This is a genomic window from Methylobacter svalbardensis, assembly GCF_037671525.1.
GTDB lineage: Bacteria > Pseudomonadota > Gammaproteobacteria > Methylococcales > Methylomonadaceae > Methylobacter_A > Methylobacter_A svalbardensis.
Map to the genome: position 1 here is coordinate 91,640 of NZ_JAWPOH010000006.1, position 25,915 is coordinate 117,554.

The window sequence follows — 25,915 nt, forward strand, 5'->3', positions numbered from 1 at the left end:
CATGAAACCAGCCAGAAAACAGCGATTAATGCTTATCGGCCTGATGGTCATCGGAGCAGGGCTTGCCACGGGGTTCGCGCTTAAGTCCTTTAATGAAAATTTGATGTACTTTTTTTCGACCACCGACGTTATCGAAGGCAAGGCGCCCAAAGACACTTTATTTCGCCTGGGCGGCATGGTGATTAAAGGCTCCGTAGAAAGACCGAATGACGGCTTGATGGTGCGTTTTAAACTGACCGATTACAGCAAGGATGTGACCGTGGAATATACTGGCATCCTGCCGGATTTGTTCAGGGAAGGGCAGGGCATCGTTGCGCACGGTAAGTTAAACGCACAGGGCGTATTTATCGCCGAAGAAGTGTTAGCCAAACATGATGAAAACTACATGCCGCCGGAAGTGAAAGATAGTTTGAAAAATCAGCCGGCACCACTCGTTACAGGTCAAAAATAATGATTGCAGAACTGGGGCATTTTTCGCTGATACTGGCCTTGTGCATGGCTGTTGTTTTAGGAATGCTGCCGATTATCGGCGCCTCCCGATCCATATCCGGCTGGACTAGCGTCGCAAAACCCGCCGCGTATGGCCAACTGTTATTCATGGTCTTGTCTTACGCTTGCCTGACCTATGGCTTTTTGACCCATGATTTTTCGGTTAAATACATTGCCACTAACTCCAATACCGCATTGCCGACTTTGTATTTGGTTTCCGGTGTCTGGGGTGCGCATGAAGGTTCCTTATTATTATGGGGCTTGGTGTTGTCGGTGTGGACGGCTTTAGTGGCACAGTTTAGCAAAACTATTCCTGAGGCTACCGTCGCTCGCGTTTTAGGGGTGATGGGGCTGGTCTCTATCGGTTTTATCCTGTTTTTATTGCTGACGTCCAATCCGTTTGAACGCCTGTTTCCCGCACCTCTGGAAGGGCGAGACTTAAACCCGTTGTTGCAGGATCCTGGTTTGGCAATACATCCGCCGATGTTGTATATGGGCTATGTCGGCTTTTCTGTCGCCTTTGCTTTTGCGATTGCCGCGTTGCTCGAAGGTAGGGTGGATGCTGCCTGGGCGCGATGGTCAAGACCTTGGACCAATATCGCCTGGATGTTTTTAACTATCGGCATTGCCTTGGGCAGTTGGTGGGCTTATTACGAACTGGGCTGGGGCGGCTGGTGGTTCTGGGACCCTGTCGAAAACGCTTCCTTCATGCCCTGGCTGGTTGGTACGGCGCTGATTCATTCGTTAGCAGCCACCGAAAAACGCGGCGTATTTAAAACCTGGACGGTATTGCTGGCGATTTTTGCATTTTCCTTGAGCTTGCTCGGCACATTTCTGGTGCGTTCCGGGGTATTAACCTCGGTACATGCGTTTGCCAGCGATCCGGCAAGAGGTCTGTTCATCCTGATTTTTTTAGCCGTCGTGGTAGGCGGGTCATTATTGCTGTATGCGATAAGAGCGCCTTACGTCAAAAGCAGCGCGACCTTTGAACTGGTGTCCAAAGAGTCGGCGATATTGCTGAACAATGTGCTGTTAGTGGTGACCGCTTCCAGTATCTTGTTGGGCACCTTGTATCCTTTGGTGATTGACGCGTTGGGTTTAGGCAAGATTTCAGTCGGCCCTCCGTATTTTAACGCGGTGTTCATTCCGCTGATGGCGCCGCTGGCGATTGCGGTGGGCTTGGGCATGTTATTGCGCTGGAAAAGAGATAATATCAACGTGATTGCCCTGCGGGTGCGCTGGATTGTTTTGGCTTGCGTCGCGATCAGTTTGCTGATTCCGTTGGCGATGCCGTTTTATTCCTGGGGTGCAGTATTGGGCTTAACGCTAGCATTGTGGACGGTTGCCATTACTGCGCTGTCTTTTATTGATCGGATGGGGCCGCAGGGCTTTTCATGGCAACGACTGCACACCGTACCGGCCGGTTTTTACGGCATGACCGTGGCTCATCTGGGCATTGCCGTATTCGTGGTCGGCATTACCTTGACCTCGGTTTACAGCGTCGAAAAAGATGTCCGTATGGCGCCCGGTGATGCCCTGGATATGTCCGGCTATATTTTTGAATTTCACGGCGTCAAACAAACCCAAGGGCCTAACTATATTGCAGAGCAGGCTTTTGTCACCGTCAGTTACGAAGGCAAGCAGGTCGCCAAACTGGAGCCGCAAAAACGGGTTTATCAGGTGCAAAAAATGCCGATGACCGAAGCGGCTATCGATGCCGGTTTGTTCCGGGATTTGTTTGTGGCGATAGGCGAACCGCTGGGCGATCAAGGTGCGTGGAGCATGAGGGTTTATTACAAGTCGTTCATTCGCTGGATTTGGCTGGGCGCTTTGTTCATGGCGGCAGGCGGCTTAATCGCGGCTTGTGATAGACGCTATAAAATAACACCGGTGAAGGCAGCTGCCGATGCTTAAATACATTCTCCCCTTAGTATTATTTAGCGTTCTCGCGGTGTTTCTGGCGCTGGGTTTAAACCTTCATCCCAGCGAGATTCCGTCGCCGTTGATTAATAAACCGGCTCCGGCATTTTCTGCGTCCAAGCTGCAAGCACCCGAAGAAAAATTATCCCCGGCCGATTTAAAAGGCAAAGTCTGGCTGTTTAATGTGTGGGCATCGTGGTGTGCCTCGTGCCGCTCCGAGCATCCGATACTGAACCAATTGGCCCGACAAAAAGCCGCCATTATCGTCGGCTTGAATTACAAGGACGAACCGATTGCTGCAAAAGGCTGGCTGGCGCAATTGGGTAACCCTTACGATGTCAGCATCCTGGATCAGGACGGCCGCATCGGCATCGACTGGGGCGTTTACGGAGTGCCGGAAACTTTCGTCATCGACAAACAGGGCGTTGTCCGCTACAAACATACCGGCCCCGTTACCCCTGACGATGTGCAGCAAGTATTCCTGCCTTTAATCGCCAAGTTACAAGCTGAAAATTAATGAAGTATTTATCGATTATCGGCAACCGCTCCCTGCGTTGCTCTCGGCAACCGCTCCCTGCGTTGCTCTACCTCCCCCATCCTTGGGGTCGTACCTCCTGCATCCTTGCAGTCGTCTTCCTACTGGTGCTGTCCGGCATCGCTTATGCAGCTGGCGTATCTCCGCAGTTTGCCAACCCTGAGCAACAAGAAGCTTACGAAACCCTGACTTCGGAATTGCGCTGTCTGGTTTGTCAAAACCAGACCATCGCCGATTCCAATGCAGAACTGGCCGCAGATTTGCGCCGGCAAGTATACGAAATGCTGCAACAGGGAAAATCAAAGCAGGACATAGCCCAGTTTATGACCGATCGATACGGCGACTTTGTTTTATACAATCCGCCGTTTAAGCTTAAAACCGGCGTGTTGTGGCTAGGGCCGGTAGCGTTCTTATTGATCGGTTTGGTCGTAGTTTTTTTGTTTGTGCGGCGTAAAAAGGCTGAATCAACTATGCATGCTCACGCAGAGCATGGGAACGAAAATGCTGAAAAATTGGCAAAAATCCGCAGCTTGTTAGAAAAAGGTGACCCCTCTTGAATATGCTATTTTTGCTGATCGTCAGCGTAATGACCTTAGCTACTTTTCTGATTGTGTTGCCGCCGTTGTGGCGAAAACAGCCCGTCGCAGCCGCAGATATGGATCAGCGCAACATCGCTATTGCCCGGCAGCGATTGGCTGAGCTTAAAGAGCAACTGCAAGCAGGCGCATTAAGCCAGGCGCTTTATGAGGAGCAGCTTGCCGAGCTTGAACAGGCTTTAAGCGATGATCTCGATATAGGTCGCGTCAGTTCCGTACCGATTTCGATACTTCCATCATCCATGGCCGTCGAGAGTCAGGTGCCAGCATTACGGGGACAAGGCCGATGGATGGCGTGGGTGCTGGTTCTGGCCATTCCTTTCGTGGCGGGATCGCTTTACTGGGCATTAGGCAACTATCAGTCTTTAACCCGGGTTCCACAAACAGCCGCAGCAAATCAGGCAACGCCTGAACGGGAAAAAATGATCAGCATGGTTGCGGGGCTCGCGGAGCGCCTGGAAAAGCAACCGGATGATGCGCAGGGCTGGCTGATGTTAGGCCGATCCTATAAGTATTTGGAGGAATCCCCTAAAGCCGTTGCAGCATTCGAACACGCCTATAAATTAATGGGCGATCAGCCGGAAATCATGCTGCTTTACGCCGATGCGCTGGCCTATGTCAACAATGAGGAACTGGCCGGAAAGCCTGCGGAACTGGTCTTTAAAGCCTTGGCGATAGAGCCTGATAACGTGACCGGCTTGTGGCTGGGCGGTATGGCCAAAGCGCAAACAGGTGAGTTTGTTGCAGCAATGGCCTTATGGAAAAAACTTGAAACCTTGTTGCCGCCGGGTTCAGATGCCCAACATGAAATACAAGGCTTGATGGCTAAGCTCGCAACCCAGATACCGGAAGGCACGGCTCAAGCGGAGTCAAAAGCTGCGCAACCGGCTGCGATACCTACGCCATCCCCGGCAGCCGCGAGCATAGCTGTTCAGGTGAGTTTAGCGCCTGAATTGCAAAAATCGGCGAGCCCAACTGACACCGTATTTATTTATGCTCAGGCCTTATCCGGCCCCCAGATGCCGCTGGCTATCGTCCGCAAACAGGTTTCCGAGTTGCCGTTAACCGTCAACTTAACGGATGCCATGGCGATGATACCAACGACCGCTAGGGATGGTGGAAGTGCCGCAATTGGTAGGGAACCGATGCGGCCCATGAAGTTATCGAATTTCGAACAGGTTAGACTGCTGGCGCGCATTTCCAAATCCGGCAACGCGATGAAGCAGCCCGGCGACTTGATCGGCGTTATCGAACAGGTGGCCCTGACCAATAAAAGTTCGGACAAAAGCCTCCATAAAATAGTCATTAACAGCCAGGTTAAATGATGGATCAATCCATTAAATTCGATGTAGACCTGATCAACCGTTACGATAAGGCCGGTCCGCGTTATACCTCTTACCCTACCGCCCTGGAGTTGCACGAAGGTTTCGGCGACAAGGAATATCGTGCGCATATCGCCAAATCGAATGCCGCAGGCGGGCCGCTGTCGCTGTATTTTCATATCCCGTTTTGCGATACCGTGTGTTTTTATTGCGCCTGCAATAAGATCGTCACCAAAAACCGCAAACATGCAGAGCCGTATTTGGCGAATCTGTGCAAAGAAATTGCGCTGCAGGGCGCTTTGTTCGACTCCAGCCGGGTCGTCAATCAATTGCACTGGGGCGGGGGCACGCCGACTTTTTTAAGTTACGAGCAAATGAAAACCTTGATGGACGTGACCCGCGAGCATTTTCACTTGCGGGATGACGACCAGGGCGAATATTCGATAGAAGTCGATCCTCGGGAAACCAACGGCCAGACCATGAAACAACTGCGCGAACTGGGTTTTAACCGGGTCAGTTTAGGCTTGCAGGATTTTGATCCGGCGGTACAAAAAGCCGTCAATCGCCTGCAAAGCGAAGAGCAGACTTTCAGCGTTTTAGCCTCTGCCCGTGCCGAGGGTTTTCGCTCGACCAATATCGATTTGATTTACGGCTTGCCGCTGCAAACGGTAGAGTCTTTTGCTCTTACCTTGGATAAAATCCTGGCAGTAGCGCCGGATCGGTTCTCGATTTTTAATTACGCGCACATGCCGGCCCGCTTTAAAACCCAGCGCCAGATTAACGATGCCGAACTACCGACGCCCGAGGTGAAGCTGGCTATTTTGCAAATGGTCGGTCAACGGCTGACCGAAGCCGGTTATGTCTACATCGGTATGGATCATTTCGCCAAACCCGATGACGAGCTTGCCGTCGCGCAGCGCGAGGGGCATTTGTATCGCAATTTTCAAGGCTACTCTACGCATTCGGATTGCGACCTGGTGGGCTTGGGTATTACTTCCATCGGTAGGGTAGGCGATGCCTATATCCAGAATGTCAAAGAGCTGGACGAGTACGACCGGCTGATCAATCAGGGAAAATTGCCGGTATTTAAAGGTGTAGAACTGGATGATGACGACAAACTGCGCCGTGCGGTGATTACTCAACTGATTTGTCATTTTGATTTGAGCTTTGCCGTCATTGAAAAGCAATTTTCGATTAACTTTGCCGATTATTTTGCGCGGGAACTCCAAGCCTTGGCGTCGATGCAAGCCGATGGTTTGCTGGTTTTATCTGTTGAAGGCATCAGGGTATTACCCGCTGGCCGTTTATTGATCCGCAATATCTGCATGGTCTTCGACAAGTATCTGGCGCAAAAACAACAGCAGTTTTCAAAAGTAATTTAGAATACCTTATGAATGATGATCGAATAATCGAATTGGAAATAAAAACGGCTTATCAGGAAGATTTGCTGCAAGCGTTGAACCAGATAGTCGGTCAGCAACAGCAGCAGATAGACCGCCTGGAAGCGACTTGCGGAATGCTGAATGAGCGCATTAAAAGCCTGTCTTCCGAAAGTGGCGGCGGCGAAAGCGTTGAGGAAGTGCCGCCGCATTATTAGCCGTTGCGTGCCCGGCTAAATATTTCCGGATTGCTATGACAGAAGCCCCGCCTGTGTAAGTCCTTATACATTATATTTTTCAGACAATTGCAACAATACAAAAACCGCTCCGGTCCCGCCGTCTTTAGGCGGCGTAGAACAAAAGGCCTGAACGTCCTGGTGTTGTCTCAGCCATAAGTTGAGGTTGTTTTTGAGTACGGGATGGTTGTCGGCCGAACGATAGCCTTTGCCATGGACGATGTGTACGCAGCGGCAGCCTTGTTCTACACTGCCGTGCAGGAAATGTAGCAACTGTTGCTTTGCATCGTTGCTATTCAGTCCGTGCAGGTCAATTTCCGCATCCAGCCCAAAATGTCCTTTGCGCAGTTTTTTTAGCACATTATGCTGCAGCCCAGGTGCCGTAAAGCTTAGCGAGTCTTCAATGCCTACTTTTTCAATATCAAAATCAATTTTGGCGCTTAAATGCTCATCCACGTTAACGATCTGAGTTTTTGGATAGGGTTTGGGTTTGTTACCCTCCGTTAGTAGCACTTTATCGCTTTTTACGGCGTGTACTTTACCGATAGATTGACGAAACAAATTACTGTCTTCGGAAGTGAGGTTTTTTTTTGCCACGAAAGCTGATTTTGTTGTGTATTGTTGCTAATATGATTGATTTTATAGCTTAATCGGCTTCAGGGCGATTGTTAATGCATATTTTGTTGAGTAATGATGATGGCTACTTGGCTGAAGGGCTGATTGCATTGGCCAATGCATTGAGTTCGCATGCCGAAATATCGGTGGTAGCTCCAGATAGAAACCGCAGTGCGGCGAGTAATTCTTTAACGCTGGAAATGCCGTTACGTGCTTATGCTATGGACAACGGCTTTATTAAAGTTGATGGCACCCCCACCGATTGCGTGCATTTGGCCATAACCGGTTTGCTGCTACAAGAGCCGGATATGGTTTTTGCCGGCATTAATCATGGCTCCAATTTAGGTGATGATGTGCTTTATTCCGGTACGGTCGCAGCGGCAACCGAAGGGCGTTTTTTAGGTTTGCCCGCCGTCGCCATTTCGTTGGTGGGCAGTAACCCCAGTCATTTTGACACTGCTGCGCATGTCGCAGTGACGTTGTTGCAGCAATTGATTAACAAGCCGTTGCCGCAAGATACCATTCTGAATGTCAATGTGCCGGATGTCGCTATTAAGGATTTGAAAGGCTATCGGGCAACCCGATTGGGACAGAGGCATAAATCCGAGCCGGTCATCAAGAGTAAAGACCCTCGCGGACGCATTATCTACTGGGTCGGGCCGCCGGGAGCGGAACAGGATGCAGGCCCCGGCACTGATTTCTATGCCATTAATACCGGGTTCGTGTCGGTGACTCCGTTACAAGTCGATTTGACCCGGTATGAACGGATCAATGATTTAAAGGGCTGGCTGCCCAGGGAGTACGATTTATGATTCAAAGCCTGCAAGGAATAGGTATGACCTCGGCGCGCACCCGTGAGCGGATGATCAACCGGTTAATACAGCAGGGTATTTGCAGTCATAAAATTCTGGATGTGATGCGCAATACGCCTCGGCATATTTTTATGGATGAGGCCTTGGCCCATCGGGCTTATGAAGATACCGCCCTGCCGATTGGTTACAACCAGACCATTTCCCAGCCTTATATTGTCGCAAAAATGACCGAATTGCTGTTGGCGGCATCGGCTCGATTAACATGCGTGTTGGAGATAGGTACAGGTTGCGGTTATCAGACGGCAATTTTGGCGCAGCTGGCCGATCATGTCTATTCTGTTGAAAGAATCGCGCCGTTGCAGAAAAAAGCCAAAGATCGTCTATGGGATTTAAAGCTTAAGAATGTCAGTTATTTGCACAGTGATGGCGGCTGGGGTTGGCCGGATCATGCGCCGTATGATGGTATTTTAGTGGCGGCCGCGCCGCCTGAAATACCGGAAATGTTGTTGCAACAAATGGCAGTCGGCGGCGTGATGCTGATCCCGATCGGCAAGGACGACAAACAACAATTACAGAGAGTAACACGTACAGAAAGCGGCTATGACGTTGAAAAGCTTGAGCCGGTTGTTTTTGTGCCTTTTTTATCAGGAAGGAAATAAACATGTTTCAAAAGTTGTATGACAAAGCCTTGCAGTGGTCTAAACACCGGCATGCGGCTAAATATTTGTGTGCGCTAAGTTTTGCCGAATCCTCATTTTTTCCGATACCGCCGGATGTGATGCTGGCACCGATGGCCTTGTCCCAGCCCGATAAAGCCATGCGCTTTGCGCTATTGACCACCGTGGCCTCAGTCTTGGGCGGGATGCTGGGTTATTTGATCGGTTTTTTTATGTTTGACAGCATTTCGCCGTGGCTACAGACCACCCATTATTGGGAGAGTTACTTAATAGCAAAAAGCTGGTTTGAACAATGGGGCTTTTTGGCGGTGTTTGTGGCCGGTTTTTCGCCGATTCCTTATAAGGTTTTTACCATTGCCGCAGGTACGCTGAGTATGGCGTTTTTGCCTTTTGTGTTAGCCTCAATCATTGGTCGGGGTGGGCGGTTTTTTCTGGTGGCCATGTTACTCGCTGCCGGCGGGGAAAAGCTCGAAGCGAAATTGCGTGAATATATGGATAGACTGGGCTGGGCAACCGTAGCGTTAGTGGTTATTGGCGCCGGTATTTATAAGTTCTTGCACCAAGGCTGAGTTGACAAGGTTAGGCTGTATTTAACATTGGGGATGATCCATCGATCGATCCTTGTTGTGCAAATCAGATGATGGGCTAGGCGTGGCGACAGACTACTAGGGATGGAGGAATCCAATGGGTTGGGTTGCGAAAAGACGCAACCCAACCTACCGGATTTATAGCTTATTTCTTTTTGTTGCGTTCGTTTACTTCTTTGATAACTTCATCCGCCACGTTTTTCGGGCACGGTAAATAGTGCGAAAATTCCATGGAGAACTGACCGCGACCGGAGGTCATGGTGCGCAAGTCACCGATGTAACCGAACATTTCGCTCAACGGTACATCTGATTTGATACGAACACCGGTTATGCCCGCATCCTGGGATTTGATCATGCCGCGACGACGATTAAGGTCGCCGATAACATCACCGACATGATCGGATGGCGTAAAGGTATCAACTTTCATGATCGGTTCGATCAGTTGCGGCCCTGCTTTGGGGATTGATTGACGGAACGCCGCTTTCGCAGCAATTTCGAATGCAATCGCAGAGGAGTCAACCGCGTGGAAACCACCGTCAGTCAGAATAACTTTAAAGTCCAAGCAAGGGAAGCCGGCCAGTACGCCTTTATCCAGCATGCTTTTAAAGCCTTTTTCAACCGCCGGCCAGTATTCGCGGGGAACGTTACCGCCGGTAACCGCTGATTGAAAGACAAAGCCGCTGCCGGGTTCGCCTGGCTCGATGATGTAGTTGATCTTGCCGTATTGGCCTGAACCACCTGATTGCTTCTTGTGGGTATATTCGTCTTCAACCGCTTTTGTGATAGTTTCGCGGTAGGCCACTTGGGGTTTACCAACGCTAACGTCAACGCCGTGGGTACGTCTCAAGATGTCGACTTTAATATCAAGATGCAACTCGCCCATGCCTTTAAGAATGGTTTCGCCGCTGTCTTCATCGGTCTCAACGTGGAAAGAGGGATCTTCCTGGATCATTTTACCCAGCGCGATACCCATTTTTTCGGAAGCGGCTTTGTCTTTCGGTGAAATCGCGAGTGAGATAACGGGATCAGGGAAAACCATCGGCTCCAAGGTGGCAGGGAATTTCGGGTCACACAGGGTATGGCCGGTTTGCACGTTCTTCATGCCCAGAACCGCAACAATATCACCCGCTTGAGCGGAATCAAGCTCTGCACGCATGTCGGCATGCATTTCGACGATACGGCCGATACGCTCGGTTTTGCCGGTGAAGGTATTCAGTACCGACGTGCCTTTTTCCAGCTTGCCTGAGTAAATGCGCAGGAAGGTCAACGCGCCAAAACGGTCATCCATGATTTTGAATGCCAGTGCGCGTAGCGGCTTGTTCTCATCAACGATGGCAAAGGTACCGGTCGGGTTGCCTTCCAGATCGACTTCCGGTTGCGGTTTAACTTCTGTCGGGCAAGGCAGGTAATCGACAACGCCGTCCAGTACCAACTGCACGCCTTTGTTTTTGAAAGACGAGCCGCAGAAAGTCGGGAAGAAATCCAGGTTGATCGTACCTTTGCGGATACAGCGTTTGATGGTGTCGATATCGGGCTCTTCGCCTTCAAGATATTTTTCCATCACGTCGTCAAACTGATCGGCAACTTCGTCGATCAATTTTTCGCGCCATTTTTCGGTATCAGCCACCATGTCGGCAGGAATGTCCTGGATGGTGTAGTTTAATGGGTCGCCGGAATCATCCCATATCCACGCCTTGCGCGTTAAGATGTCTACTACGCCGGAGAACTGGTCTTCGGTACCGATAGGCAAGGTCATGACCAGCGGGTGAGCGCCCAGTACTTCTTCAACCTGCTTAACTACGCGGTAGAAGTCTGCGCCGATGCGATCCAGTTTGTTGATGTAGATAACCCGGGCAACTTCAGAGTCATTCGCATAACGCCAGTTGGTTTCTGATTGGGGTTCTACACCACCTGAGCCGCAGAAAACACCGATACCGCCATCAAGAACTTTCAGTGAACGATAAACTTCGATAGTAAAGTCAACGTGTCCCGGGGTGTCGATAATATTAAAACGATAGTCTTTCCAGAAACAGGTAGTCGCAGCAGACTGAATGGTGATACCGCGCTCCTGCTCCTGTTCCATGAAATCTGTGGTTGCCGCGCCATCGTGAACTTCACCGATTTTGTGGATTTTACCGGTAAGCTTCAAAATCCGCTCGGTAGTCGTTGTTTTACCGGCATCGACGTGAGCGAAGATGCCGATGTTTCTGTAATGCGCTAAATCTGTCATGTGTTTACTCTAAAGTTGGGCATAAAAAACTTTTTTGGTGACTTCACTCAATAAGCATTCAATATGTTGAGTGCTTATTGAGTGCTCGTACCGGGGCGGTGGGCTACATACCATAACCGCAGTCACTCAGCCTAAGACTGCGGTGGCGGTAGCCATCGGAGTGGATGAAATGCGTCGGATACAGGCAGGTAGCTCAAAGCCGAGTGGGGTGCGTTTATTTGGGTCACCATCGCTACTCACTCGTCCCGCTTCGAAAGTCGGCTATTTTAACCTAAAAACTTTGTAAAAACATAGAAAACCCATGTGTTATATTGTAGTGACACTAAAATGGTTTAATCTGTTGAGTCATTTGGTGTCGATATATTGAATAAGGCCGAGCCTTGAGCCTTGAAAATGCCGTCACGAACGCTTTTAGATAGGTAAAGACGGGCTACCCAATATTCTCGTGTTTTGCAGTGTTTCCGTCTACGTACGGCAAGTGCGGTTTCTGAAGTGATCGCATGGCACTGCTTATGAGATGCACACAAAGATGAGTATCCCGGCAAGAAGACCTAAGGTATTACCGGTAAAAATTAAATGACATCAAAAAACGATCCTCTAGGTCTCAATATAATAGAAATGGAGATGGACGTTCTCTCTCCTAAAATCGTAGCGGAACCGGAACCGCTTACTCTTAAGGGATGGACGCATGTGCTATGCAATGAGGAAATGCCGATATTTTCCAATACGGCGTTAAGGATCCATGATATTTTGAGCGATGACAGAAAAGGCGCGATGGAATTGGCATCTGTTATTTTGCAGGATCCCAATCTGACGGTTAAATTATTAAAAATCAGCAACACCCCCCATTACAATCCCTCTCGTCAGAAAATGGTTACTGTGTCGCGGGCCATTATTATAATTGGTTCCGAGGTTATTCGTGAATTAACGCTGGTTTGCTCTTTTTTGGAAGGTATTTTATCCGCGACCAACAAACAACAGGCCAATGAAGAAATAGCTCAAGCCATTCATGCTGCAGTACACGCAAAAGCCCTAGCGATTGCGACGGATGACTCATCACCGGAAGAAGTATTTATTGCCACGTTGCTTAACCATATTGGCAGCATTTCTTTTTGGTGTTTTTGCGGTGAACAGGGAGAGCGCATTCAAGCACTGATAAAAGATGAAAATTACAGTCGCGAAGAAGCCGAGAAAAAAGTGTTGGGTTTTAAGTTAGCCGACTTGGGCGCTTCTTTAAGTAAAGCTTGGAAATTAGGCAGTTTGGTTGAAGAATCGATCAAGCCAAAGGCATTGAACAAAAATCCTCGGGTCGGCTTGGTTCAATTAGGTTATGAAATTACCGAGGCTTTAAAAGAGGGTACCGATTCAAAGGAATATGAGGATTGTGTCAGGAAAATTGAAGTCCTCACCAATCAATCCCAAAAAGTTATCACTGAAAATCTTCGAGATAATACCAGTGCTGCGTCCGATATCGCCCGCCAATTTGGAGCCACTGACGCGGCTATGCTTATTCAAAGCCGCTTCAATCAAGCTGTTGATTTGGAAGAATCATCGCCGGTTATTGATAAAAAACAACTGCAATTTCAGATTTCACAGGATATAACGTCAATAATAAGCGATCAATTTGACATTAACTTGTTACTGGAAACGGTACTTGAGGGGATTCATCGGGGTGTCGGTATGGATCGAACCATTTTTTCCCTGTTAGTTGCCGATAAGCAGACCCTTAAAGAAAGGTTGTCGTTGGGCTGGCGCAAAGAAAGCTATGAGCACAAGGTTATTTTTAATGTCACGGAAATACCGGCAAATCTTTTTTTTCATACCTTGTCCGGCACTCAAGCTTTTTGGGCTAAGCCTTCGGTTAATGCCAGGATGTATACATTACGGGATATTAATGCGGTTGGGAAAAACGAATGCTTTATGATGCCTGTTTTTTTCAATAAAATGCCGATTGGTTTGATTTATGCGGATCGCGGATTGAGTGGCGATCCGTTAAACGAAGACGATTTCAATACCTTTAAGTATTTTGCTCAACAGGCAAACATAGGTCTGACACTTTATCGTTTACAGCGCGGGTAATGGTGGGTCGGGATGACAGTTATTGAGTTTTCCAGGCCGATGACAGGGCAGGGGTGTCACAATATTGATCGAGTAATGCGGTAAAGTAATCCCGACTAATCTCCTCGGCACCCAAACTTTCCAAATGATTTGTGTGCACTTGACAGTCGATCAGCTGGTAGCCCCAGGCGTTAAGCTGTTTAACCAGGCTAGCGAAAGCCACTTTGGAGGCATCGGTTCTGGTGTGAAACATCGACTCGCCGAAAAAAACCTGCCCGATAGCGACGCCGTATAATCCTCCAACCAGTTCATCGTCTAGCCAGGCTTCAACCGAATGGGCAAATCCGGCTTGGTGCAGTTGATTATAAGCTGCATTAATTTCCTCCGTTATCCAGGTGCCGGCAGCGTCTTTACGGGGATCTGCACAGGCCGCAATAACTTCATTAAAAACCCGGTCAAAGGTGACTGAAAAGATATTTTTACGCAGGGTTTTGTGCAAACTGCGGGAAATGACCAGTTTATCGGGAAATAAAATCAAGCGGGGGTCAGGCGACCACCACAGGATAGGTTCGCCGGGGTTATACCAGGGGAATATGCCATGCCGGTAGGCATTTAACAGTCGATGTTGAGACAGACAGCCACCGACTGCGAGTAAGCCATCCGGTTCACGGAGGGCTTTGCTTACCAATGGAAAATCCTGGTCTGGGTTATTGGAGTCGAGAACAGTTAGTCGCATTTAGGAACGGGAATATATTAAGGCTAAAGGCCGCTTGGTTTTGGGGTAGGTTTTTTCGCCTTGCGTCTTTTGATCTTTAGCCTGATCTTTAAACCAATTCATCGAGGAATTTTTCTGCATCCAGCGCTGCCATACAGCCTGTGCCTGCTGAAGTAACGGCTTGTTTATAAACGGAGTCCATCACATCACCCGCAGCAAATACGCCTTCAACACTGGTTGCGGTGGCGTTTCCGTGAATGCCGCTTTTGACTTTAATGTAGCCGTGATCCATATCCAGTTGGCCCTCAAAAATACCGGTGTTGGGGGTGTGACCGATAGCTATGAATACGCCATGTACATCCAGTTCTTTGGTCGAGCCGTCCAGCGTATTTTTAATTCTAAGACCGGTAACGCCCATGTCGTCGCCCAGCACTTCATCCAGCTGATAATTCCATTCGATGATGACATTGCCGTTTTTCGATTTTTCAATCAGCTTGTCAGAGAGAATTTTTTCGGAACGGAATTTGTCGCGGCGGTGTACCACCATGACCTTGGATGCAATATTGGCTAAATAAAGCGCCTCTTCAACTGCCGTATTGCCGCCGCCAATGACCGCAACGGGTTTGTTTTTGTAGAAAAAGCCGTCGCAAGTAGCGCAAGATGAAACGCCTTTGCCTTTGAAGGCTTCCTCGGATTCCATGCCCAAATAACGCGCTGAAGCACCGGTTGCAATAATCAGTGCATCACAGGTGTAAGTGCCGGAATCGCCGGTTAAGGTAAAAGGCCTGGAGGATAAATCAGCCGTGTGTATGTGATCGAAAATGATCTCGGTAGCGAAGCGTTCGGCGTGTTTAAGCATTCTTTCCATCAGTTTCGGTCCTTGCAAGCCTTCAACGTCGCCCGGCCAGTTATCAACTTCGGTCGTCGTCGTTAGCTGACCGCCTTGTTGCATGCCCGTAATGATAACCGGGTTCATGTTGGCGCGTGCGGCATAGATTGCGGCCGTATAACCGGCGGGACCGGAGCCGAGAATCAAAAGGCGGCAATGTTTGGAATCACTCATTAAAAATCCTGTGTAGAGGCAAGGCGGGAAAAAAATTAATTATGAAGACGAAAGCGTGTTTCGTAAACTGTTTTATCGGCATGGCCGATGAATGATTGTAGAAGTGTGCGCCGGAGTTTATCTGGGGCATTATTAATGTGAAGCATCTCATTATTGATCTATAATTATGTTTTGTTAGTAATTTATGTAACGAGTTGTTGAATATGGCTGCAGTAATGGAAGAGAAAACTTTTCGTGGTTTGCGTGAAATCGCTTTATTAGGCTTCATCGCAGTCGCATTATTTTTTTTAATTTCGTTGATCACCTTTAGTAACGAGGATGCGGGTTGGACGCATAGCGGGTCAGTGCAAACAGTCTCTAACGCTTGCGGTATTTTTGGTGCGTGGCTTTCTGATGTCATGCTCAGCTGTTTTGGTTTGGTTGCTTATCTGTTTCCGGTCATTATCTTCTGGCAAGGTTATTTGATCTACACTCGCGGCAGACAAGGCCGCGAAAAAATAATTATCGCGTTGCAATGGATAGGGTCAATAGCGACTATTATTTCAGGTGCAGCGTTATTGAATTTGTATTTGCTAAGAATAGCCATTGAACTGCCCAGCAACACCGGAGGTATTTTAGGTCAGGAAACCGGCAATGCATTGTTGGTGACGCTAGGCAATTCGGGAGCGACATTGCTGTTGTTAGTGGTTTTATTGGCTGGGGTTACTTTGGTTACCGGATTGTCATGGGTAGCGTTGCTGGATTTTATCGGCAAATATACCGTGTCTATCTGTCGAGTTCTTAGGAGTAGCATTCTGACTTTGTTGCAGGGACATCCGGTTAAACGCACCGAAACGCGGGTCAATAATCCCGAAAACTCGGTGTTTAAAAGAAAAGTCAGCGCTAAAGTCATAGCCAATATCGAAAAGCGGGTAGAAAATCCGGCAAAAAACAGTCGTCCACTCAAAAAACAGCCGACTATTAAATATGATTCCAGCAAAGGTGTTTTACCTTCTCTGGATTTGCTCGATCTTCGTGATACCCGCGTTATCGGTTATTCGCAAACCGACTTGGAAGAAATGTCGCGCTTGGTAGAAGATATTCTGGCCGATTTTAACGTTGCCGTTACCGTGGTCGGCTTTCACCCAGGCCCGGTTATTACTCGTTTTGAGTTACAACCTGCAGCAGGCGTTAAGGTCAGTCGTATCAGCACTCTGTCCAAGGATTTGGCCAGAGCGTTGTCGGTTACCAGCGTTCGTATCGTGGAAATTATCCCCGGAAAATCGGTAGTCGGCCTTGAAATTCCCAATCGGGAGCGGGAAATGGTGACCTTGCGCGAGTTATTGGTGTCGGCACCTTTCGAGAAATCCAAATCCATGTTGACCCTGGCGATGGGTAAGGATATTTCCGGCACACCGATGGTTGCAGATCTGGGTAAAATGCCCCATGCACTGGTTGCCGGCACCACCGGCTCCGGTAAGTCGGTTGCCATCAATACCATGATTCTCAGCCTGCTTTATAAGGCCACGCCGGAACAGGTGCGCTTGATCATGATCGATCCGAAGATGCTGGAATTATCGGTTTATGAAGGCATTCCGCATTTATTGACTCCGGTAGTCACCGATATGAAAGAAGCCAGCAACGCGCTACGCTGGGCGGTTGCTGAAATGGAAAGGCGCTATAAGTTAATGTCCAAAATGGGCGTCAGAAACCTTGCCGGATTTAATCAGCTGATAGAAGACGCGACGGCAAGAGGCGAGAGCGTCAGGGATCCGATGTTTCAAATGATCAATCCGCTGGAAGAAGGCGAAGACTATCCCACCTTAAACACTCTACCCAGCATTGTCATTGTTATCGACGAATTAGCCGACATGATGATGATCGTCGGTAAAAAAGTCGAAGAACTGATTGCCCGTCTGGCGCAAAAAGCGCGAGCGGCCGGTATCCATTTAGTCCTGGCCACGCAACGCCCATCGGTAGACGTATTGACCGGTCTGATCAAGGCCAACGTACCGACCCGGATTTCATTCCAGGTGTCATCACGCATCGATTCGCGCACCATACTCGATCAAGGTGGTGCGGAAACCCTGCTAGGCAACGGCGATATGCTGTTTTTACCCTCAGGCACCAGTATTCCGATACGTGCTCACGGTGCATTTGTCGATGACCATGAAGTGCATCGCGTGGTTGAATTTTTAAAACAAACCGCGCCGCCGAATTATCTGGAAGACATCACCCGGGAATCGTCTGATTCCAATGATGGCTATAGCATGAGTGGTGGCAATGGCGGCGATTCCGAAAGCGATGCCTTGTATGATGACGCTGTGCAATTTGTCACGGAAACCCGAAAAGCCTCAATATCCAGCGTGCAAAGACGCTTTAAAGTCGGCTACAACCGCGCCGCAACCATGATTGAAGATATGGAAGCGGCCGGCGTTGTCAGTCCTCCAGAAAGCAATGGCTCAAGAGTCGTTCTGGCGCCTGCACCGGTAAGAGATTAATAACGAATATTGCGTTAACCGGAGTTGCTATTGTGTTGATTGGGACTCTGGGCGCTAGTGTTATCGTCAAATGCAAGTCTTCTTTGCAACCGATACAAGTTAAAGCGGTGCTTTTCGGGCATTGATTACTGGCTGCGTCACCGTTCTTATCAGAACCAACCCAATTAATGAAGGTTGTCGATCAGATTAGTCGAGGTTTTTCTAAGGTTATTTCAGTGGCTTTAGCCGAAAGCAGGCCGGGTTTTGCAACGCTATACGACGGATTGGCGAAAGTTCGGTTTGCGTCAAATGAAAGAAGCCAGACCAATCGGCTCTTTTAGAGCAGTTTCCAGAGCATGGTGCTAAATTATTAATCTTTTACACGATTAATATGAATAGCTTATGAATCCAGCGTATCAAATTGGGAAACAATCTATATGTTCCCAGGGTTATTGTCAACAATAGGCGTCTTCCGTATAGTTGAGACATCATTTAAAAAACCTTTCAACTTTATACGAGGACTTACTCATGAACGACTTTTCCAAAGACATTTTAACCGGAGCAGTATTTATAACCGGTCTACTGGGCTTTATTTCGGGCGAATTCATCATTTCATCGACGCTGTTCGCATCAGCGGCCATTGCCAGCAATGTTAACATGAACCGTAAACGCGTTAAATCAGGTCAATTATCATGCGAATGACCTCCTTAGCTGAGTTGTTTAACCAAACGACTTGAAAACTTCCAAGGCTTAACGGCCTTGGAAGTTTTTTGTTTTCAAGCTATCCACCGTTTTACCCCTCGCACTGTTTGCCCATTCTCACTAGTCCCCCAAAAAGAACCATTCCTTGGTATTTTGCACACCCATTGCTTTATTCAAAATAAACACTCACCGCACAAAGTATATCGTTTAGGTCATCCGGTTAAACAACTGGACTTTGTCGGGCGATAATCAGAATCGGTTTGAGGTTTTGCATTTTCTTTTTGGTGGAACCAGTTGATAATAGCCGTATTGTTAATTTAACCAGGAATGAGAAAAAATGAGCAACGTCTTTAGTTTTACCGGGACTGTGGGTCGCGATGCGGAAGTCCGATATTTACCGTCAGGTCAAGCAGTATTGAATGTGACCGTAGCCAACAATATCGGCTTTGGCGAAAAGCAACAAACGTTATGGATCCGATGTGCGGTGTGGGGTAAGCGCGCCGAGGGACAGTTGCAGAATTATCTGAAAAAAGGCCAGCAGGTGTTCGTTTCGGGTGAACTGAGTCAAAGCGAATATCGGGCGCAAGATGGTTCGACTAAAACCAGTCTGGAGCTTAACGCCAATATTATCGATTTGGTCGGCAAAAGAAACGAGTCTAACCAGCCATCGCAACAAAACTATCAATCGCAAGGTGCGCAGCAAGGCCAGTCATCTGCCCAACAAGCCCCGAGCCATGATAATTTCGATGCGCCGTATGATGACGACATCCCATTCTAAATTTGTGGGGAAAATAGCGGATAACCCAGGAGCCGACCGGCAAAAGGTGAGTGTTACTGAGCGCAGCTTGCTGGTGGCTCATGGGCAAAGTAAAAAACTGGCGGACATCCGCAAAAGGCAGCAACCGGAGTTGCCGGTTGCTGCCGCGCTATCCCCTGAAAAACAGCTGTTAACCGGCTTGAATCCGGAAGTTGCGACAGAGCTGAACAAGGCAAGGGCGCTTATTGACGACAGCATCAAGCAAATAATACGCAGTTTTCCTGAGGGCAAGAGAAACCGGCTGTTTGGTTTTAGATTCGGTTCTGTTGACGCAGTAAAAGGCATGGGTATAAAGGCCGCTTTTAAGACCTTGGGCATTGATGACAATTTGGTGAAAATGAAGCTGATTGCCGGAATGGACTGTTACGGAAATGATCTTAAAGGCAGCTGACTTCTCCGGTGTTTAAATCTGCAAGACAGGAGGGGATGTGTACACACTACAAGCGTTACTAGCTTCTATTGCCGACCAGTCTTTTCAGAATATACAAAAGCTGCGTGGCTCTTATCACTTCCCCCGATTTGAGCTCAGCTTCATCAAAATGCAGGGCAGTGCCGGCGCTAACCCTGCTTCCATTGCAGCGGTAAAAATACCGTTACAAGATAGTAAAATCCCCGAGAATTTTTTGCATACAGCCGAGCGTAAACTGGCGGTAGCCGATTTTTTGATTCGGCGTTTTCGTGACGGCATAGCCCGGTTTGCGCAGCAAAATCGCGGCAAAGACGGCAGCGGCTCCTTTAACACTATTGCCCTGAGTCAAACGATGCTGACCAGGGATAGCGTTTTGTTCGATGACGATGCGGTTTATTTGCGCTTTATGATCAGCCTGCCGGCAAAAGGGCAGGGCGGCGGCATTTTTGATGCAGAACAGGCGTGGATTATGCTGAGCCAGGAACTGGTTGCCATTGTTGACGCCTGCTTTTTTTACCAACATTACGACGAGCAAACCCGCGCGCTGTTTCAGCAGTTTGTCGATGTGCAAAAAAACCGCGCCGAGATTATCCGGTTTATGCAACGGCATGATCTGATCGCCTTTATCGCCAATGATGCCAAGTTGCCACGGCAAAGCGGCGTCGATGACCGGCCTGCTATGGACGAGTCTGTTAAAGCCTTTCAATCTCCTTCGTCGTTGCAAATAACTATTCCGTTGCCGGATGGGTGCAGCATAACCGGTATGGGCATTAGGCAGGGCATCACCTGCATTACCGGCGGCGGCTATCATGGCAAATCGACCTTGATGCAGGCGATTTTATCCGGGGTTTATGCGCATATTCCGGGAGACGGGCGGGAATATGTAGTGACTCGGGAGGATGCTTTTTTTATCAGGGCTGAAGAAGGTCGCAGCATCCGTCATGTCGACATCAGCCCTTTTATCGGCGATTTGCCGAACGGCCTTAAAACCGATTGTTTTTCATCCGATAACGCCAGCGGCAGCACCTCGCAAGCGGCCAATATTGTCGAGGCCATCGAGAGCGGCAGCCGATTGCTGCTGTTTGATGAAGATACCTGCGCAACCAATTTTCTGGTGCGCGACGAGCTGATCAAAAAAATTGTGGATGCGGCGCAAGAGCCGATCAAGCCGCTGTATTCAACGGTGCGCTCGCTGTGGAAAAAACAGCAGATCTCGATGATTTTCGTGGTCGGCGGCTTGGGTTATTTTTTGCAAAAAGCCGATACCTGTTTGCTGATGGATAATTACCGTTGCGATGATATTACCGCTAAAGTACGCGACAGGCTGGGGGGAATAGCCGAGGAGGATGCGCTGATTGCCGATTTCGCCGTATCGCGCCGTTTGGCCGCCGATAATTTCGATCCCGCCTATACCAATCAGCGTCTGAACAAGACCTTGCCAAAACGCATAAAAGATTTACGCAACGCACCGAGACAACTGGAATACGGCATGGATCTGATCAATCTGGACGCGGTGGTGCAAATCGCAGAAGCGCCGCAGATGTTAACCATAGGTTATTGCCTATTGGCGTTGCGGACTAAATTAAAGCAGTCGGGTAAACCTGAGACTATTCGTTTCTGGATAGATTGGTTGGAGAGCGAAATTAGCAAACACGGGTTGGCCGTTTTGAAACCTGATTATCCGGGAACCCTTTCGATGCCGCGCAAATATGAACTGGCTGCCGCTATTAACAGAATCAGGTCGTTAAGGATTTTTCAGCAATGATGAACATCGAGATCAAAAAAAAGACCACCCCAGAGAGAGAAAGAAGCGCAAGCCTCAGGTGGCCTTTGTAAAAGAGATAATGCGACAAAATATAGCATCCTGCCTTACCTGTCGCTTATAGACTAACAAAATATGCCAATGGGATTTATCCGTACGAACACTTATATCAACACTATTTTTGTCTGGCGGCAGTCGTTTATTCATCTGCAGTTATCGGCTGACATCGAAATGAGTTTAGGCGATAACAAAGTCAGGGTATTGCCGTTGTAGTCCAGTCTCATGCGTGGTGTACAATAGGATTTTTTTTAAATTAGGATAGACAATGGAAGCTTACCCCGAGAAAACCTGTTCGATAGACCGACTGGTCACTCATGCGAAATTGGTAGAAGCGACAAAAGCCGGAATGAAAACACAGCAGCGTCGTGATGGTATCTATGGCTTGCCCGGTGAAACCTTCGATTTGGACGGGATGACTTTTGTCGTTACCGATTTAAAACGTCAGCGCTTAGGCGATATGACCGATGCCGATGCCCGGGCGGAAGGCTATCCGAGTCTTGAACTATACCGCGATATAATTTTAAAAATGCATGCCGGAATGACCTGGGAAGCCGACAGTCTGGTATGGGTGCATAGTTTTGCAGCTAAGACCGATTAGTTAACCATCGGACAATGTCCACTCGTTGGATTGCGGCGCAAGGGTCTGGCTATGCTGCCGTAATTCAACCTGCACGTTAAACCAGCATCAGCTGCTGCAATACTTTGATCTCATCCCGGATCTTCGCCGCCTGCTCGAATTCAAGATTTTTCGCATGTTGGTACATCGCGTCTTCCAGTTGTTTCAGTTTCTTGCCCGCCTGCTTGGGCGTCATGGAGGCCTTGTAATCGGCCGGAAACTCTGCCACTTTGCTCAGCAGCTTATTGGCGCTGGTCAGCCCGGAACCGGGTATCGATACCTGCAGAATATCGGTGACCGATTTAAAAATGGTCGTCGGTTCTATGTGATGCTCGATATTGAATTGGTGCTGTTTTTCGCGGCGACGGTCGGTTTCGTCTATCGCCTGCTGCATCGATTTGGTGATTTTATCGCCGTACAAAATCGCCTTGCCGTTGACGTTTCTCGCCGCCCGGCCGATGGTTTGCACCAGCGACACGACCGAACGCAAAAAACCTTCCTTGTCGGCATCCAGTATCGCAACCAATGACACTTCCGGTATATCAAGGCCTTCGCGCAACAGATTGATGCCCACCAGCACATCAAACTGGCCCAGCCGCAAATCGCGGATGATTTCGACCCGTTCCACGGTATCGATGTCGGAATGCAGATAACGCACCCGCACGCCATGTTCGGCCAGATATTCGGTTAAATCTTCGGACATCCGTTTGGTCAACGTGGTCACCAGCACCCGTTCTTTTACGATAACGCGCTTGTTGATTTCCGACAGCAAATCATCGACCTGCGTGGTTGCCGGGCGCACTTCCACGACCGGATCAAGCAAGCCGGTCGGCCTGACCACCTGCTCGGCAAACACGCCGGAATGCTCCCGTTCGTAGGGTCCCGGCGTTGCCGACACATAAATCCGCTGCGGCGCTTTCAACTCGAATTCATCGAACATCAGCGGACGGTTATCCAGCGCGGAAGGCAGCCTGAAGCCGTATTCAACCAGCGTTTCCTTGCGCGAGCGGTCGCCCTTGTACATCGCGCCGATCTGGGGCACGGCGACGTGGCTTTCGTCGATAATCACCAGCGCATTGTCGCGCAAGTAATCGAACATCGTCGGCGGCGACTCGCCTGCGCTTCTGCCGGACAGGTAGCGGGAATAGTTCTCGATGCCGGAGCAATAACCGACCTCCAGTATCATCTCAATATCGAACAGCGTCCGTTGCTCCAGTCGCTGCGCTTCGACCAGTTTGTTCAGTGAGCGCAATTGTTCCAGGCGCTCCTTGAGTTCTGCCTTGATGGCTTCAACCGCCTCCAATAACTGCTCTCGCGGCGTGACATAATGGCTTTTCGGATAAATCGTATAACGCGCCAGCCGCCGGATGATTTCCCCGGTCAGCGGATCGAATAACGACAAGCGTTCCACTTCATCATCGAACAACTCTATCCGTAACGCCTCGCTGTCCGACTCGGCCGGGTAAACGTCGATCACTTCGCCGCGCACCCGGTAGGTTGCGCGGCGCAGGTCAAGGTCATTGCGGGTATATTGCATTTCTGCCAGCCGCCGCAGGATGTCGCGCTGATTGATCATGTCGCCCTTGACCAGATGCAGCACCATCTTGAAGTACGATTCCGGCTCGCCCAGACCGTAAATCGCCGAAACCGTGGCAACGACGATGGTGTCGTCCCGTTCGATTAAGGCCTTGGTCGCCGATAAACGCATCTGTTCGATATGCTCGTTGATCGCCGCATCCTTGTCGATGAAGGTATCGGAGGCCGGAACATAGGCTTCTGGTTGGTAATAGTCGTAATACGAGACGAAATACTCGACGCTGTTTTCCGGGAAAAATTCCTTCATCTCGCCGTAGAGTTGCGCGGCCAGGGTTTTGTTGGGCGCCATAATCATGGCCGGGCGTTGCACCTGATTGATCACATTGGCGATGGTGAAGGTTTTGCCGGAACCGGTCACGCCCAGCAAAGTCTGATGCACTTCGCCGTCATTCAAGCCTTCGACCAATGCTTTGATTGCCGTAGGTTGATCGCCTGCTGGCTGGAAACGACTGTAGAGTTTGAACTTCTTTTTCACTTGGATTTCTCAATGAACATAACTGCTTGATTGTTCCCATACCGAAGCAATGAAGCCATAGGAGCGGGCCATGCTACCGATGAAGGGAGCGTAATCGTCCAAATATCGCGGGCATGGCCCGCTCCTACAGGGTGGTGACGGCTGAGTACGGGAACGATACTGTTTTTTAACACCTAGTTATTAGTAAGCCATTATACATAATGTATAATCCCTTCCATCTTTGACATTGATTTTTACACGGGGAAACATGAGCATCAAACTTTCTAACAGAGTCCAGGCAGTTAAACCATCACCGACTTTGGCGATTACCGCCAGAGCCGCGCAAATGCGTGCTGCGGGCAAAGACATTATCGGCCTTGGCGCCGGTGAGCCGGATTTTGACACCCCGGATCATATCAAGGCTGCGGCGGTTAAGGCTATTGAAAACGGCTACACCAAATATACCGCAGTTGACGGCATACCCAGCCTGAAAAAAGCCATTATCGCCAAGTACAAAAACGACAACGGCCTTGATTACCAGGCCAACCAGATCCTGGTTTCCTGTGGCGGTAAACAAAGCTCATTTAACCTGACTCAGGCTCTGCTTAACCACGGCGACGAGGTCATCATTCCCGCGCCGTTCTGGGTCTCCTATCCTGATATGGTGTTACTGGCCGACGGCGTGCCGGTTATTATCGAAACCACCCAGGCGCAAAATTTTAAAATATCGCCGAAACAACTGCGCGCGGCCATCACCGATAAAACCCGGTTAATCTTTATCAACAGCCCGTCCAATCCGTCCGGGGTTGCGTATAGTTTGGAAGAGCTTAAAGCCTTGGGCGACGTGCTAAAGGATTTCCCCAACATCATCATCGCAACCGATGACATGTATGAGCATATCCTGTGGAAGAAGGGTACGTTTGTTAATATTTTAAATGCGCATCCCGAGTTTTATGACCGCACCGTGGTCATGAACGGCGTGTCCAAAGCCTATTCGATGACCGGCTGGCGTATCGGCTATGCCGCAGGTCCTGCGGATTTGATCGAGGCGATGACCACTATCCAGTCGCAAAGCACCTCCAACCCGACGTCGATTTCGCAGCATGCCGCCGAAGCCGCGTTAACCGGCGATCAAAGCTTTATCGACAATATGTGCGTTGAATTTAAAAAGCGCCACGATTATGTTGTTGCCGAACTCAACAGCATAGACGGCGTTGACTGTCTTGAAACCGACGGTACCTTTTACGTGTTCCCTAGCGTGGAAAAGCTGATTGCCAGACTGGACAACATCGATGACGATCTTGGTTTTTCCGAATATCTGATCGAAGAAGCGGGCGTTGCGTTAGTGCCGGGTTCCGCGTTTGGCACGCCTGGGCATATCCGGATTTCGATAGCCACCAGCATGGCGAATCTGCAAAACGCGTTGGAGCGGATTAAGAAAGCGATTTAAGATTTATGTAACTGATGTTACGCAGTTATTCGAATTTAGACTGCATTAACATTTTTATTATTAAAAGTGTCGCTACCGCGACGATTATTTGAATCGGGTTCTTGCACCCGAAGGCGAGTTACTTTCTTTTGCTTCGCCAAAAGAAAGTAACCAAAGAAAAGGCGACCCGGTTGCCGCTTGCTTCCTGCGCTCCTCGCTTTTATCGAGGGTCAGCAGAAGGGGCTCCTGCTAGGCTGTCGAAATCAGCCCTTTTTCGCAAGCTAAACATTCCCCGATTTTTGGCTTTCAATATTATTGAAAAAAGCTTTGCGTTTCTTGCGTACGGTATAGGGGATGCTTGATTTCTCCCACATCTC

General features: G+C 49.1%; 24 protein-coding genes. 19 read left to right on the forward strand and 5 right to left on the reverse strand.

The window, feature by feature from the left end; genetic code table 11:
* Position 1 precedes the first annotated feature (1 nt).
* Genes ccmE through RW114_RS04260 form a run of 7 tightly spaced genes read left to right on the forward strand, consistent with a single transcriptional unit; the run spans position 2 to position 6,459 of the window.
* On the forward strand, positions 2–451 hold the full coding sequence (gene ccmE, locus RW114_RS04230) for a cytochrome c maturation protein CcmE (protein ID WP_340121467.1): 450 nt from the start codon (positions 2–4) through the stop codon (positions 449–451).
* Complete coding sequence (locus tag RW114_RS04235) at positions 451–2,403, forward strand: heme lyase CcmF/NrfE family subunit (protein WP_340121468.1); 1,953 nt, start codon at positions 451–453, stop codon at positions 2,401–2,403. The genes ccmE and RW114_RS04235 overlap by 1 nt, the downstream gene beginning before the upstream one ends.
* Positions 2,396–2,926 carry a DsbE family thiol:disulfide interchange protein gene (locus tag RW114_RS04240; protein ID WP_340121469.1) on the forward strand — a complete coding sequence of 177 codons (531 nt, stop codon included), beginning with the start codon at positions 2,396–2,398 and terminating at the stop codon, positions 2,924–2,926. Before RW114_RS04235 ends, RW114_RS04240 begins: the two co-directional genes overlap by 8 nt.
* Complete coding sequence (locus RW114_RS04245; RefSeq protein ID WP_340121470.1) at positions 2,926–3,501, forward strand: cytochrome c-type biogenesis protein; 576 nt, start codon at positions 2,926–2,928, stop codon at positions 3,499–3,501. Before RW114_RS04240 ends, RW114_RS04245 begins: the two co-directional genes overlap by 1 nt.
* On the forward strand, positions 3,498–4,865 hold the full coding sequence (ccmI, locus tag RW114_RS04250) for a c-type cytochrome biogenesis protein CcmI (RefSeq protein ID WP_422614783.1): 1,368 nt from the start codon (positions 3,498–3,500) through the stop codon (positions 4,863–4,865). The genes RW114_RS04245 and ccmI overlap by 4 nt, the downstream gene beginning before the upstream one ends.
* The gene (gene hemN, locus RW114_RS04255; protein ID WP_340121471.1) at positions 4,865–6,244 is read left to right on the forward strand and encodes an oxygen-independent coproporphyrinogen III oxidase; all 1,380 of its coding nucleotides are present in this window, start codon (positions 4,865–4,867) and stop codon (positions 6,242–6,244) included. The genes ccmI and hemN overlap by 1 nt, the downstream gene beginning before the upstream one ends.
* Before the next feature lie 8 nt (positions 6,245–6,252).
* The gene (locus tag RW114_RS04260) at positions 6,253–6,459 is read left to right on the forward strand and encodes a SlyX family protein (protein ID WP_340121472.1); all 207 of its coding nucleotides are present in this window, start codon (positions 6,253–6,255) and stop codon (positions 6,457–6,459) included.
* A gap of 63 nt (positions 6,460–6,522) precedes the next feature.
* Here RW114_RS04260 and RW114_RS04265 read toward each other — a convergent pair whose 3' ends face one another.
* A complete protein-coding gene (locus RW114_RS04265; RefSeq protein WP_340121473.1) occupies positions 6,523–7,074 on the reverse strand; it encodes a Smr/MutS family protein in 552 nt (183 codons plus the stop codon).
* Between the two features lie 74 nt (positions 7,075–7,148).
* On the opposite strand from RW114_RS04265, the gene surE reads away from it, so the two are divergent.
* From surE to RW114_RS04280, 3 genes are read left to right on the forward strand one after another with little or no spacing between them, the layout of a single operon-like run.
* Positions 7,149–7,904, forward strand: coding sequence for a 5'/3'-nucleotidase SurE (surE, locus tag RW114_RS04270; protein ID WP_340121474.1), 756 nt, complete (start codon positions 7,149–7,151; stop codon positions 7,902–7,904).
* A complete protein-coding gene (locus RW114_RS04275) occupies positions 7,901–8,563 on the forward strand; it encodes a protein-L-isoaspartate(D-aspartate) O-methyltransferase (RefSeq protein ID WP_340121475.1) in 663 nt (220 codons plus the stop codon). The genes surE and RW114_RS04275 overlap by 4 nt, the downstream gene beginning before the upstream one ends.
* Positions 8,564–8,565: 2 nt before the next feature.
* Positions 8,566–9,150 (forward strand): YqaA family protein, encoded by a 585-nt coding sequence (locus RW114_RS04280; RefSeq protein WP_340121476.1) that lies wholly within the window; start codon positions 8,566–8,568, stop codon positions 9,148–9,150.
* Positions 9,151–9,313: 163 nt separating this feature from the next.
* Here the strand turns inward: RW114_RS04280 and fusA are convergent, their stop codons facing one another.
* Positions 9,314–11,398 (reverse strand): elongation factor G, encoded by a 2,085-nt coding sequence (gene fusA, locus RW114_RS04285; protein WP_340121477.1) that lies wholly within the window; start codon positions 11,396–11,398, stop codon positions 9,314–9,316.
* Positions 11,399–11,974: 576 nt separating this feature from the next.
* Here fusA and RW114_RS04290 point away from each other — a divergent pair.
* A complete protein-coding gene (locus RW114_RS04290; RefSeq protein ID WP_340121478.1) occupies positions 11,975–13,477 on the forward strand; it encodes an HDOD domain-containing protein in 1,503 nt (500 codons plus the stop codon).
* A gap of 19 nt (positions 13,478–13,496) precedes the next feature.
* Here RW114_RS04290 and aat read toward each other — a convergent pair whose 3' ends face one another.
* Complete coding sequence (gene aat, locus RW114_RS04295; protein ID WP_340121479.1) at positions 13,497–14,192, reverse strand: leucyl/phenylalanyl-tRNA--protein transferase; 696 nt, start codon at positions 14,190–14,192, stop codon at positions 13,497–13,499.
* Positions 14,193–14,280: 88 nt separating this feature from the next.
* The gene (gene trxB, locus RW114_RS04300) at positions 14,281–15,234 is read right to left on the reverse strand and encodes a thioredoxin-disulfide reductase (RefSeq protein WP_340121480.1); all 954 of its coding nucleotides are present in this window, start codon (positions 15,232–15,234) and stop codon (positions 14,281–14,283) included.
* A gap of 203 nt (positions 15,235–15,437) precedes the next feature.
* On the opposite strand from trxB, the gene RW114_RS04305 reads away from it, so the two are divergent.
* The 7 genes from RW114_RS04305 (at position 15,438) to RW114_RS04335 (ending at position 22,041) form a co-directional block, all read left to right on the forward strand.
* Entirely contained in the window at positions 15,438–17,714 is a 2,277-nt protein-coding gene (locus RW114_RS04305; protein ID WP_340121481.1) for a DNA translocase FtsK, read from the forward strand.
* A 507-nt stretch (positions 17,715–18,221) separates the two neighbouring features.
* Positions 18,222–18,395: a hypothetical protein gene (locus RW114_RS04310; protein ID WP_340121482.1), complete on the forward strand. Its 174-nt coding sequence runs from the start codon at positions 18,222–18,224 to the stop codon at positions 18,393–18,395.
* A gap of 337 nt (positions 18,396–18,732) precedes the next feature.
* Positions 18,733–19,173, forward strand: coding sequence for a single-stranded DNA-binding protein (locus tag RW114_RS04315; RefSeq protein WP_340121483.1), 441 nt, complete (start codon positions 18,733–18,735; stop codon positions 19,171–19,173).
* Entirely contained in the window at positions 19,151–19,603 is a 453-nt protein-coding gene (locus tag RW114_RS04320) for a hypothetical protein (protein ID WP_340121484.1), read from the forward strand. The genes RW114_RS04315 and RW114_RS04320 overlap by 23 nt, the downstream gene beginning before the upstream one ends.
* Before the next feature lie 37 nt (positions 19,604–19,640).
* Positions 19,641–21,386, forward strand: a complete 1,746-nt coding sequence (locus RW114_RS04325) for a P-loop domain-containing protein (RefSeq protein ID WP_340121485.1) — start codon at positions 19,641–19,643, stop codon at positions 21,384–21,386.
* A gap of 138 nt (positions 21,387–21,524) precedes the next feature.
* Positions 21,525–21,656 carry a hypothetical protein gene (locus tag RW114_RS04330; RefSeq protein WP_340121486.1) on the forward strand — a complete coding sequence of 44 codons (132 nt, stop codon included), beginning with the start codon at positions 21,525–21,527 and terminating at the stop codon, positions 21,654–21,656.
* Positions 21,657–21,708: 52 nt separating this feature from the next.
* On the forward strand, positions 21,709–22,041 hold the full coding sequence (locus RW114_RS04335) for an ASCH domain-containing protein (protein ID WP_340121487.1): 333 nt from the start codon (positions 21,709–21,711) through the stop codon (positions 22,039–22,041).
* A gap of 76 nt (positions 22,042–22,117) precedes the next feature.
* On the opposite strand, the gene uvrB is transcribed toward RW114_RS04335, so the two are convergent.
* Positions 22,118–24,130, reverse strand: coding sequence for an excinuclease ABC subunit UvrB (gene uvrB, locus RW114_RS04340; protein WP_340121488.1), 2,013 nt, complete (start codon positions 24,128–24,130; stop codon positions 22,118–22,120).
* Between the two features lie 247 nt (positions 24,131–24,377).
* Between uvrB and RW114_RS04345 the strand changes: the two genes are divergently transcribed.
* The gene (locus tag RW114_RS04345; RefSeq protein WP_340121489.1) at positions 24,378–25,559 is read left to right on the forward strand and encodes a pyridoxal phosphate-dependent aminotransferase; all 1,182 of its coding nucleotides are present in this window, start codon (positions 24,378–24,380) and stop codon (positions 25,557–25,559) included.
* Positions 25,560–25,915: the final 356 nt, after the last annotated feature.